The 12,212-nt window shown below is 44.3% G+C and carries 9 protein-coding genes; 1 reads left to right on the plus strand and 8 read right to left on the minus strand.

The features are described from left to right. Nucleotides 1-5 precede the first annotated feature (5 nt). Genes apaG through lptD form a run of 5 tightly spaced genes read right to left on the minus strand, consistent with a single transcriptional unit; the run spans nt 6 to nt 5,823 of the window. The gene (apaG, locus tag D1Z90_RS18335; RefSeq protein WP_119912250.1) at nt 6-380 is read right to left on the minus strand and encodes a Co2+/Mg2+ efflux facilitator ApaG/CorD; all 375 of its coding nucleotides are present in this window, start codon (nt 378-380) and stop codon (nt 6-8) included. Further along, nucleotides 380-1,204 (minus strand): 16S rRNA (adenine(1518)-N(6)/adenine(1519)-N(6))-dimethyltransferase RsmA, encoded by an 825-nt coding sequence (rsmA, locus tag D1Z90_RS18340; protein ID WP_119912251.1) that lies wholly within the window; start codon nt 1,202-1,204, stop codon nt 380-382. Before rsmA ends, apaG begins: the two co-directional genes overlap by 1 nt. Then, on the minus strand, nt 1,201-2,190 hold the full coding sequence (pdxA, locus tag D1Z90_RS18345; RefSeq protein WP_119912252.1) for a 4-hydroxythreonine-4-phosphate dehydrogenase PdxA: 990 nt from the start codon (nt 2,188-2,190) through the stop codon (nt 1,201-1,203). Before pdxA ends, rsmA begins: the two co-directional genes overlap by 4 nt. A gap of 3 nt (nt 2,191-2,193) precedes the next feature. Continuing rightward, nucleotides 2,194-3,492: a peptidylprolyl isomerase SurA gene (gene surA / locus D1Z90_RS18350; RefSeq protein ID WP_232525301.1), complete on the minus strand. Its 1,299-nt coding sequence runs from the start codon at nt 3,490-3,492 to the stop codon at nt 2,194-2,196. A 15-nt stretch (nt 3,493-3,507) separates the two neighbouring features. Further along, nucleotides 3,508-5,823 (minus strand): LPS assembly protein LptD, encoded by a 2,316-nt coding sequence (gene lptD, locus D1Z90_RS18355; protein WP_119912253.1) that lies wholly within the window; start codon nt 5,821-5,823, stop codon nt 3,508-3,510. A 191-nt stretch (nt 5,824-6,014) separates the two neighbouring features. Between lptD and djlA the strand changes: the two genes are divergently transcribed. After that, complete coding sequence (djlA, locus tag D1Z90_RS18360) at nt 6,015-6,833, plus strand: co-chaperone DjlA (RefSeq protein WP_119912254.1); 819 nt, start codon at nt 6,015-6,017, stop codon at nt 6,831-6,833. Nucleotides 6,834-6,843: 10 nt separating this feature from the next. Here djlA and D1Z90_RS18365 read toward each other — a convergent pair whose 3' ends face one another. The 3 genes from D1Z90_RS18365 to rapA form a co-directional block, all read right to left on the minus strand. Continuing rightward, on the minus strand, nt 6,844-7,785 hold the full coding sequence (locus tag D1Z90_RS18365) for an NAD(P)-dependent oxidoreductase (RefSeq protein ID WP_198419265.1): 942 nt from the start codon (nt 7,783-7,785) through the stop codon (nt 6,844-6,846). Then, nucleotides 7,782-8,735, minus strand: a complete 954-nt coding sequence (locus D1Z90_RS18370) for a DUF3530 family protein (protein ID WP_119912256.1) — start codon at nt 8,733-8,735, stop codon at nt 7,782-7,784. The genes D1Z90_RS18365 and D1Z90_RS18370 overlap by 4 nt, the downstream gene beginning before the upstream one ends. A gap of 91 nt (nt 8,736-8,826) precedes the next feature. Beyond that, nucleotides 8,827-11,736: an RNA polymerase-associated protein RapA gene (rapA, locus tag D1Z90_RS18375; protein WP_119912257.1), complete on the minus strand. Its 2,910-nt coding sequence runs from the start codon at nt 11,734-11,736 to the stop codon at nt 8,827-8,829. Nucleotides 11,737-12,212 lie beyond the last annotated feature (476 nt).

The following is a 12,212-nucleotide window of genomic DNA, read 5'->3' on the forward strand; positions in this document are numbered from 1 at the left end:
GATATTTAATGCAGGATGTTTGGCACAGATAAACGAAAGGTAGGAATGGTTGCTTGGATCAAGTCGCTGTCAGCCACTTGTAAAGTGTAGTGTCCTTCCATCACGCCTATTGGTGTATTAAGTACGGTACCACTGGTATAAGAAAAGCTCTCACCAGGCGTTATTTCTGGTTGTTCTCCCACGACTCCTGGGCCCTCTACCTCCGTTTTTTTACCGTCGGCATCGGTAATAAGCCAATGCCGGTGAAGCAATTGCACCGTGTCATCACCTTGGTTATTAATGGTGATGGTATAAGCAAATACGTACTTATTGTTCTCCGGTTGGGATTGAGATTTGATGTATTGTGTCTCAACCTGAATTTGGATCTGTTCGCTCTGCATTAAGCTGTTTCCGTATCTGAAATAGGGTTATCAAATAACCAGTTAGCCAAAAGCACGTATTGCTCGATCGTGACATTTTCTGGGCGCAGATTGCCATCAATGCCTAATTCACTCAATTGTTCTTCTGTGAATGATTTTTTCAAGCTATTACGCAAGGTTTTACGGCGTTGGTTAAACGCTTGAGTACAGACTTGATTTAGCAGTTTGATGCTTTTCGCAGGATAAGGCAGCTCTTGATACGGCTCTAGCCTTACCACCGCTGAGTCTACCTTAGGTGCTGGTTTAAACGCGCCAGGAGGCACTTCAATAATGGGGATAACCTTACAGTAATATTGCGCCATGACTGTTAAGCGGCCATAAGCTTTGCTATTTGGTCCTGCAGCTAATCGCTTAACCACTTCTTTTTGCAGCATGAAGTGCATGTCTTGCACCTTCCCTGCAAATGAAAACAGGTGAAACATCAGCGGAGTAGAAATGTTGTAAGGCAAGTTACCAAATACTCTGAGTTTATTATCGCCTTCGAGTAACGTGGTAAAGTCAAACCGCATTGCGTCGGCTTGAGTAATATTCAGCTTATGGCGAATAAATGGGTGAGACTCAAGGCGCTCAGCCAAATCTTTGTCAAGCTCAACCACATTTAGGGTGTCAACAAGCTCTGCTACAGGCTCAGTAAGGGCGCCAAGGCCTGGGCCGATTTCTACTAACGTTTGATCTTTTTTAGGGTTGATCGCCGCAACGATAGAATCAATGACGTTTTTGTCATGTAAGAAGTTTTGACCAAAGCGCTTTCTGGCGCGGTGACCTTGATGGACTTTTGAATTCATATCGTTTTGTTCTCTGCCATTTCGATGGCTTGATTTAATGCGGTAAACATACTGCCTGGATCTGCTTCGCCTTTGCCTGCCAGTTCAATGGCGGTGCCATGATCCACCGACGTGCGAATAAATGGCAAGCCCAAGGTAATGTTAACCGAATTTCCAAAGCCCTTGAACTTTAATACGGGTAAGCCTTGGTCGTGGTACATTGTCAGCACTGCATCTGCATCGTCTAAATATTTGGGTTGGAATAAAGTATCTGCAGGCAAAGGGCCTATTAAGTCTAGACCTTGCTCGCGGAGTTCGTCGAGGGCAGGGCTGATGGTATCAATTTCTTCAGTCCCTAAATGGCCATCTTCCCCTGCGTGTGGATTTAAGCCACACACGTAGATACGCGGTTGCTTAATACCAAATTTGGTTTTTAACTCGGCGTTTAAAATCTGCGTAATATGTAAAATGCGTTCACGAGTAATGGCTTTTGCTACATAGGCTAATGGGATATGGGTTGTTACTAGTGCAACACGTAAGCCTGTCGTCGCAAGGAGCATTACAACATCTGGCGTCCCCGATTGTTGAGCAAAAAATTCGGTGTGGCCGCTAAATGAAACACCGGCACGGTTAATGATGCCCTTGTGCACTGGGCCGGTTACCACCGCCGCAAATTCTCCAGACATATTACCTTCGCAAGCGTATTGCAAGGTATCCAACACGTATTGGCCATTACGCTCATCAAGCTGACCTGCTTCAGCCGGGGCGGCCAGTGGAATATGTGCCACTAGCATTGTTCCGGCTTGATGAGGCTGAGGAGCCTGAGTGTTGTCATATTGAACGAGAGATATGTTTTGACCGAGCGCCTTGGCGCGAGCAGCCATAAGCTGGCTGTCCACGGCGATAACAAGCTCAACAGGCCAGTCTTGTTGCGCCAAAGTGATGGCTAAGTCTGGGCCTATGCCTGCGGGTTCACCAGGCGTGATAACGATTCTTTGTACTGTCATGAACTACTCTGCCTGCATAATTTGGATGTAGGCTTCTTCTCTTAACTCATTCACCCAAGCTTCACGTTCTTCGTTAAAACGGCGATTAAAGATAATTTGATACGCGCGTTGTTCATTGGCTTGGTCAGTAATATCAGCGGTGCGTTTGCCTATTAACTGAACGATGTGCCAGCCATGAACGGAACGAAATGGTTGACTGATCTCTCGCATATCTAAACGCAATACTTCGTCTTTAAATGCAGGCACATACAAGCTTGGGTCAGCCCAACCTAGTTCGCCGCCCTTGATCGCAGAGCCTGGATCTTCGGAATGTTGCTTAGCCAGTTCGGCGAAGTCTTTTTCGCCACTCAAAATTTGACGGCGGTATTTATCTAAAACTTGTTTGGCTTTAGCGTCGCTTAAAATGACCGAAGGCTTAATTAAGATATGGCGTGAGTTGACCTCTGTGCTCGTGACAACTTGCTTACCTTTAATGTCAATGACTTTAAGAATGTGCATGCCAGCACCACTTTTGATTGGGCCAAACACTTGGCCTTTTTTACCGCCGTTGATAGCCTCTGCAAACAGTGTTGGCATATCATTTAGGTTCATCCAGCCCCAGTCACCGCCTTGCAGCGCTTTAGGTCCTTGTGAATTGGCAAGCGCAAGGGCTTCAAAATCAGAGCCCGCGTTGACGTCCGCCAGAATTTGCTTAATTTTGTTAGTCACTTGGCTTAAGTCTTCTGAGCTGGCTTCGCTATCGAGCTTTAGCATGATATGGCCAATACGGTACTGGCTTTGCTCTTGTTGTTGTTCATTAACCATTTTTAGCAGTTGTTCAACTTCTTGTTCTGAAATATTAATACGGCGACGAACTTGCACTCGAGATACATCAGATATTAGTAGCTCTTCTTCTACGCTATGGCGAAACTCTGCCACGCTGGTGCCATCTTTTACTATGTTATTTTGAAGTTGTGAAACTGATAAGTTTTGATCTTTGGCGATGCTTAAAATGGTTTGCTCAAGCTGCGAGTCGCTGATCTTGATGCCTAAGCGTTGCGCCGCTTGTAGTTGTAAGTTATCGCCGATGAGTTTTTCAAGCACCTGCTTTTTTAGTGCAGCCATCTCAGGTGCGTCTTTACCTGCTTCTAGGTATTGTCTGCGCACATTGTCGGTGAGTTTATCTACTTCACTTTGCATAATGACGTCTTGGTTGACAACGGCTGCAACCTCATCCAGCTCAACAGGAGCCGCAGAAAGCCAGGAGCTAAATAAAGCCATACCGGCAGATATGGCAGTGAGTAATACTTTGTTCATTTTCATATTAATGTCTTTATCTTATTTATTAGCAAACGGGCGGCCGTAGTCGAATAACCCTTGGCTTAAGCGTGTCTTAGCACCAGAGCCAAAGTTAGCCAAACCTTTTAATTCAATTTGCAACTTGATACTGTCTTCGATTTTGTAGTTATTGTCTATGTCGCCAATGCTACCATATCCGGTTTTCATATGTTGATCATAAACTAAACTGACTCCCCAACAGCAATCCTCATATTTGACACCCGCTAAGAACTCAATTTTACGAGAGTTATCTATGTCATAGTAATAGCTACCAATAGCACTCCATTGTTCGTTGATAGGCCAAGCTACTTTGCTGCCAACCTGGTTAACAATGCCTTTGATATTTTGCTGCTCAAGCTCTTCGGTAGACTTAATGTAACGATAATTTAGTTGGACGAGTTTATTCCAAGCCCAGCGACGCTCTATGGTGCTGTTCCCCCGTTTTAGGTCACCCTTTTCGGTATCAAACTCAACACCGCCTCGGTAAAACCATCTTTTATCATAATTAACGTCAATTTCAGCCAGTAAAGCAGATTTCGAAACATCGGTAACGTTGGTATAGGATGGTAAAGTCACACGAGAGGGGGTGAAATAAAACACCTGCCCAATAGCGGCACGAAATCGCTCCTCAAAGTTTTGGTTAAAAAAGCTAGAGCTGACACCTACCGTTAATTGATTGGCATCTGCAACTCTGTCGAGTCCAGAGTAAGACCTGTCCCGAAATAACGCATAATAATCTGTTTGCAATGGTGCCGTATCGTATAAGCCGATACCATCTTGATTTTCATAAGGCACATAAAGGTATTTAACCTGAGGCACTAGAGTTTGCGTTAAGCGATTATCAAAAAAGTTTGCATTGCGTTCAAAGTTAAGGCCGCCATGTATGCTAAACATAGGTAAGCTGCGAGTGACTGACTCGTCTAAGTCTGCGTACCACGTTTCTTTATAAGGTGACGGTATATCTTGATCATACTTAGTGAGTAAATAGGTAAGCTCGGTATTAATAAAAGCTGCCTGTGTGTATAAAGGCAGCACAATTTTTGGTTCAAAGTGATACCGGCTACCGGTATAAACGTCATGCTCTTTATGATCAAAACGGGTAGCCTCAGCATAAATATCTGCTTCTAGGTTATACCAGTTCGTCGGATAATAGCCTTCAAACGCTATTTTGGGCATTACTATGTGAGGTTGACTACTGTCTGACAGTACTTGAAAGTCTCTGATTTCAACTTCTGCATTCCAGTAGCGCTCTACCCAAGATAATTTAGACGTTTGCAATAACTGATTATCTGTTTGGCTTCCTATAGGTGTATCTATATCCGTTAAATAATAGTTATCACTGACTTTGGCGTAATCCACATTAAATCTTAGGTTTTTGGTCGAAATCGAGTTATGTCGCCAACTTAGTAAATAACGGTCATCACCATATATTTTATCGTCAGGCAGATATTCCGCATTTAGCATACCCGTAAACTGAGGCTGCAAGTAACGCATCTCACCTTTTGCAAGCACGCCTCTATCACTCATCGCTTTGATATTTAACGTGGCATCGTAATTTGGTGCAATATTCCAATAAATAGGTTGCTCATAAGAAAAGCCATCGGTGGAGCTTGAGGATACACTAGGAATGAGTAGCCCAGATTTTCTTTCATTCCCTAGCGGGTAGCTGAAATACGGGAAATAAAAAATCGGGATATCTTTGAGGTAAAGTTTAGCATGGCGCGCTGTGCCAATATTATCTTCGTTATCGATATTAAATTCTTTAGCTGAAACCTTCCAAGTGGTGTCTCCTGGGGGGCAAGAAGTATAACTTGCCTCATTGAGAATATAGTGCTGTTTATCCAGTACTATTAATTCATCTGAGCTACCTCTACCGCCTTTACCATGAAACTGATAATCAGTGTCAAAAGCTTGAGCGGTCGAACTTTGTAAGTTTGCATGAACTTGCTGAGCCGATAAGGTGAGCTGTCCGTCCGTGAAACGCACATTGCCCTCAGCCTCCGCGAGTTGGCTGTCTTTATTGTATGTAATTTTGTCCGCAGTCAAGGTCTTGATGTCTTGCTTAACATTAACATTGTCTGTGAATACGAATGTATTGTTTTGGCCAGACACATGGTCAGCATCAGCAATCACTGGCAGGGATGAAGGATCTGCGGTGCTGCCTTGCTTTACTGGCGGTACGTGCGCATAACATCGTTGTGTCAGAGGGAGATCTGCCAAGGTGACTTTATCTTCTAACGATTTAGTGGTGTCGGCGCTAACGATGGCAAGTGGAGCTAAGGTGAAGCTCAAAGAAACAAGCGTCCGTTTTATCATTGTTATTCTCTAAATTCCGTATCTAAGCTCTAAAAGTCAACCGAGCGATTAGCTAAGCGCTCTATAATAAAGCATTACTTTCTTCTACTGCAATCAAGCGTGTGACTTTCTAATGAAATATGTTTGCTATTTGCTTGCAACGGGGAGATTTTGTAACAATAGACGAGAAAATCTATTTTGTAAGGTCGAATATGAAGGTTTGGGGCAAACTCTGCGGTGCTTTTTTTGGTTTTATGTTTGGGCACGTTTTTGGCGCTCTTTTAGGGTTATGGCTTGGCCATAAATTTGATCGCGCTTTATCGCAAGACTTTTCGGTCCAAGAAGGGCTAATGGGAAGCCTTAGAAAACAAGCGCTAAAGAGCCGGCAATTATTTTTTCACGCTACTTTCTCTGTGATGGGGCACATTGCCAAGGCAAAAGGGCATGTTACTCAAGCTGAGATCCAGGTTGCCTCATTGCTTATGGACAGGCTAAAGCTCGATGCTGACCATAAACAGGCTGCGCAAGAGGCTTTTCGTCAAGGTAAATCCGTTGACTTTCCATTAGAGCAAGTCATGGAAGAGTTTGTCGCGAGTTGTCGAGGTCGCCGTGACGTGCTGCAGATGTTCCTCGAAATTCAATTGCAAGCAGCGTTTGCTGATGGCGAATTGCATCAGAAAGAAAAAGCAGTGCTGGAGGTCATCAGTGATACTTTAGGGTTTTCACGGACTGATTTGACGCGTTTGATCTCTATGATTGAAGCGGAATTTAAATTTCACCGACAAGGTAAGAGAGCGTCTGCTGCCGATCGCGAGCAGCAGCTACAAGACGCATATCAATTGCTTGGAGTCACACCAGAGCAAAGCGCGCAAGAGATTAAAAAAGCCTATCGTAAGTTAATGAACCAGCACCACCCGGATAAATTAGTGGCTAAAGGCTTGCCTGAGGAGATGATGGAAGTGGCTAAAGAAAAAGCGCAAGATATTCAGCAAGCCTACGAATTAATAAAACAAGCGAAAGAGTTCAAATAACCCTGACCTTTTAGGTAACTTGGTTAATGGCTTCTCCCTGTTGATGCGCACTGATGATGCTGTCGATTTGTGTGACGAGATTATGCAAGCTTTCGTCACTTGCCCAGGCTACGTGAGGAGTGATAATAAAATTATCAGCGTTGAATAAAGCTTCTAAGGGGCTGCCAGCAGCCAGTGGCTCAGTCACTGCTACATCTGTGGCGGCGCCGGCAATCTGGTTTGATAAAACAGCATTAACCAAGGCTGTTTCGTTAACCAGTCCCCCTCTTGCGGTATTGATAAAATATGCGCTGGATTTCATCAAAGCAAACTCTAACGGCCCAAACATATCAGCATTGTTCTGGCTGAGGGGGCAATGCAAGCTGACAGCATCTGCTTGAGACAGTGCATCTTCAAACTTGACTTTTCCCGCACGAATAACTGTGGCTCCTTTGCGCTCAGCGAATATGACTTGCATGCCAAACGCTTTGGCTAGTTGAGCTATCGCTTGCCCTAAAGCTCCTTGCCCTATAATCGCGAGGGTTTTGCCTGCAAGGTTTGAGATGGGCTGTTGATAGTAACAGAACTGTTTTGCCTGCTGCCAGTGTCCTTCTTGGGTTGCTTGGTGATACGGAATCAGCTTTTTAGCCAATGCCAATAACATAGCGATAGCATGTTCAGGTACACCTTCGTCAGCATAATGTTGAATATTACTTACTTGGATTCCTTGCTGTTTACAATAATTTAAATCAACATTGTTGGTGCCAGTGGCTGCAATAACAATCAACTTGAGGTGTCGACAGTGTTGCAAATGTTGACGCTGCAACTTTACTTTGTTGCTGATGATCACTTCAGCATCAATGATGCGTGCTAACACCTCTGTGTCATGGGTTTCATCAAAGAGCTGCCATTGGCTGTTTGGCATGGTTATGTGATTTGGAATAGTGCCGCGGTCTAAAAATACTGTGGTCATGGTTGCCATCCTAAGAAGCGTGTCCAGCCGTATACTTCGTCTTCCAAGTGGCGTTCAAGATATTGGCTCGGTAAGATAATTTGTCGATAATTTGCTTTTCCTGCCAACTTGGCTTGCAAAGCTCTTTGTTTATATTGATGCACCGCGTTGTTATTGGCGTCTTTGAATACGATATCTAACAGAGGTTGACTGATTTGACCTACGCTAACGGCTAAGGTTTTCTGTGTTTCTTTATCCCAGGCCGCCGCGTCGAACAATACTAACGCATCAATCGCTGGCTCATTTTGTGATAATAACGTTTGAATTACGTAGCCAGCGCTATTGCCTTGCGCCATAACCCATAGGTTGTCTTGGGCCATTTCAGGGATTTCTTTTAAGGCGCTTAGACGTTCAGAAAAAGTGGCTTGATAGGTTTCAGCTAACGCCTTGTCTGCCGCCAGCCAACTCAAATTTAGCTGTGGTGGACTTAAGGTAATGACATGCCAGCCTTGTGCTTGTAGTTGCAGTCGAAAGCGCTTCAATTGGGCACTGCTCACTGTGCTGTTGAGGTTGGGCAGTAAGATACCCGTGCCTAAAATGGGGGCGTTTTCAGCTGGCTGGATCAATGCAAAGAGCGGGTCATCTTCATTACCAAGGTTTTCAATACGATTGTTACCATGGTCTAAAGCAAAGTCTGCCAGGTTTTGCTGATTAAAATAGCGATTAGCAGGAACGATATCTGGAGTGGGTGACGGTGTTAGTTGACTATTTTTGTCACTGGGTTCAATGCCTTGTTCTTTTTGAGCTGCTTTATTGTCTGTCTTCGTGTCTGTATCGGCTTGAGTGGTTGATTCGGCGCTTTTATCATCATTTGACTCAGTGGTTGCCTCGGGCGCCCCTTGCACTGACAACGAAGCTGAGGCAATCAACAATATTACCCAGATGGGGTGTTTTATAAGCCTAGTTAACATGTCTACTCCTGCTTTAACCACTCGTTAGCACGGCATTCGGTTCGCCTGAGACGGGAGCAAGCTGCTGCATCATTGCAGCAGCTGTGCATCCTTAGTTTTGGGTTGAAACAATAAACCTTAAACTATCCAGTTGTAATTGAGTATGACTCAAAATGTGACTTGATTGCGCGAGTAAGTCTTGTAAATGCGTAATCTCCTCACTGCGAATACTCGGGTTTACAGCCTTCAATGCTTCTAGGCGAGCAATATCTTGACCCACTGCTTGGTGAAGCTTTTCATTTGCTTGCGATTTTATCGCCGCCATTTTGTCTTTGGCTATGGCTTCAGCTTGTGCCAGTAGTGGGTGGATGGCTTGTTGCGAGGCATTCACTAATTTACTGCCTAAGTGCCTATTTACAGGCTTAAGCTGGTTTTTAAAGGTATCAAAATCCACGTTATCAGCTAAATCTTTACCACTTTTATCTAACAAAACACGCACTGGTGTTGTGGGAAGAAAACGTTGTAACTGACTGTGCTCACTGGCTGGGGCTTCAACCAAGAAAATAAGCTCAAGGAACATAGTGCCAGCGGGTAGGGCTTTATTATTCAGTAAAGATACTGAAGTTGTGCCGGTGTCACCGCTTAAAATAATGTCCATGCCGCCACGAATGATAGGGTGCTCCCAGCTTAAATAATGCACATCATCGCGGCTTAGCGCCGTTTCACGGTCGAAGGTAATGGTTGCGCCATCAGATGGCAGGCCTGGGATATTGGCCACAAGCATGTGCTCGGTAGGATGCAAGACTAAGCAGTTCTCCCCCTTATCGTCTTGGTTAATACCAAGGACATCAAACAGTTTGAGTGCAAATAAAGGAAATGTGGGTTGCTGGTCGGCGTGAGCCAGTTTGGTCAGAACGTCGCTATTGCTTAAACTACCGGCAGAATTTAATTCCAGTAATTTGTCTCTACCTTGTTCTAATTGAGCACTCAATTGAGTTTCAAGTTCGTGACTTTGCTGAATCAAGCGCTCTACATCAACGGCGTCTGCTTGCGGCTCTGCCAGGATTGAAAACAAATCCTCTTTATGAGCGTCGTAGATGTTACGCGCAGCGGGGCAGATTTTTTCGAACGCATTCAAGCCGTGGTGATACCAATCGTGCAAAATAGCTTGAGAGGTATGTTCAAAATATGGCACGTGAATATCGATATCGTGTTTTTGGCCAATGCGATCTAGGCGGCCGATACGCTGCTCAAGAAGATCTGGGTTAATGGGCAAATCAAATAACACTAGGTGATGTGAAAATTGAAAGTTACGACCTTCAGAGCCTATTTCTGAACAAATCATGACTTGTGCACCGGCCTCTTGTTGTGCGAACCAAGCCGCTGCGCGATCTCGCTCAATAATGGATAAGCCTTCGTGGAACACCGTGGCGCGAATACCTTCTCGAGTTCGTAACGACTCTTCAAGTGCTAAAGCCGTGTGGGCTTTAGCGCAGATGACCAAAACCTTTTCATTCTTATTAGCTTGCAATAAACTCAACAGCCAATCAACGCGCGGGTCAAATTGACACCAAGAGTTATTCTGCCCTTCAAATTCTTGAAAGATTTCTTCTGGGTAAAGTGATTGCCTTGCTTGCTCTTCGATTGTGCCGCCACTGGCCATCATCTTGGCAACCTTTAAAGCGGTTTTGTATTGTTCTGGTAAAGCTAATGCAATGGAGTTCAATTGCCGGCAAGGGAAACCTTTTATAGCCGCTCGGGTATTCCTAAATAAAATACGTCCTGTGCCGTGTTGATCTAGTAGCAGTTTTATTAAGGCGTGTTTAGCCGCATCTTGTTGCTCGACATCATTAGAGTGGAGATCACTGAGTAATGCCGCGATGTCATGGTGGGCTAATAGCGTTTTGAGCTGCTCCGCCTGTTCGTTGGAAATGCTCGCAGCGTCAAGCAATTGATTGACCGTTTCGGCTAAGTCACTGTATTTCTTTTCTTCTTCTACAAAACGCTCGTAATCATAAAACCTATCTGGGTCGAGTAATCGCAAGCGGGCAAAGTGACTTTGGTGACCAAGCTGATCTGGAGTTGCTGTCAGTAATAATACTCCAGGGGTTGCTTGTGCAAGAGCTTGCACTACTTGATATTCCCTACTCGGTTCATCTTGTTGCCATTTGAGGTGGTGCGCTTCGTCCACTACTAACAAATCCCAATCTGCAGATACGGCTTGCTCGAAGCGGGTCTTTTTTTTGCGCAAGAAGTCGATGCTACAGATAATTAGCTGCTCGGTATCAAATGGATTATCCGATTCTGCGTAAGCTTCAATACAGCGTTCTTCATCAAAGATACTGAAATGAAGGTTAAAACGACGCATCATTTCAACGAGCCATTGATGCTGCAACGTTTCTGGCAATACGATTAGTACGCGGTTAGCACGGCCTGAAATGAGTTGTTGGTGAATGATTAAACCTGCTTCGATGGTTTTACCTAAACCAACTTCGTCTGCGAGCAATACACGAGGCGCGTGCCGCTTTCCTACTTCTTCCGCGATGTAAAACTGGTGAGGGATTAAGTCAACTCGCGCCCCCATTAAACCACGTAAATCAGACTGCTGTTGTTCGAACTGATGCTGTAATGCCTGGTAACGCAAATTGTAATATTCGTTTCTATCTACCTGGCCAGCAAAAAGGCGATCTTGGGGTTTATTAAATTTGATGAAGTTATTAAGCATGGTCTCACGCAGTTCAACTTCTTCTTCAGTGTCTTTACGAATGCCCAGGTATGAGACTAAGCCACTATCTTCATTTACTTGAGTGACGGTGAGTGTCCAGTCTTCATGACTGAGGATATCGTCGCCGATATTAAAGATGACTCGCGTGACAGGAGCGTCGTCTTTAGCATAATTTCTTTTTTCGCCAGAAGCAGGAAAGAGCAGGGTGATTATTCTGCCTTCAACGGCTACGACTGTGCCTAAACCTAAATCTGATTCTGTATCGCTTATCCAACGTTGACCTAATGCAAAAGACATTAATTACTGCTCTCCGTTTGCCGGTGTAGAAAAAGGGCGGCTATGTTACCTAAAGCAGCTAGGATGATCACTAGCAAACCGTCGCTAATCAGCATAAATAACGATTAAAGTTTTAAAACAATGTTGCCTTAACCGTTATCGAGCTTTTATATACCTAAGTTAAGGTTATAGACCATGAAGTAAGGCCAATTTGTATAATAAAAGCGCAATAAAAAGAAAATGTGAAATATTTTAAAAAAGGGCTTGCACCAAATTCGTTTGTCCCTATAATGCGCATCCACTGACACGGCAGACCAGCTCAATAAGGGCTAGGGTCACAAGCCAATCAGTCTGGTTCAAAAGCAAGGCTTTTAACCGGGAAAGAAAATTCGATAATTTAATGCAAATTAACGGTTGACTTTCAAATCGGCTAGCGTAGAATGCGCAGCCCTGACGAGGCGAAACGCTTCAGTCAAATGTTCTTTAACAATTAGCAA

This window comes from Motilimonas pumila (assembly GCF_003596335.1).
GTDB classification, from domain to species: domain Bacteria; phylum Pseudomonadota; class Gammaproteobacteria; order Enterobacterales; family CBDFNC01; genus Motilimonas; species Motilimonas pumila.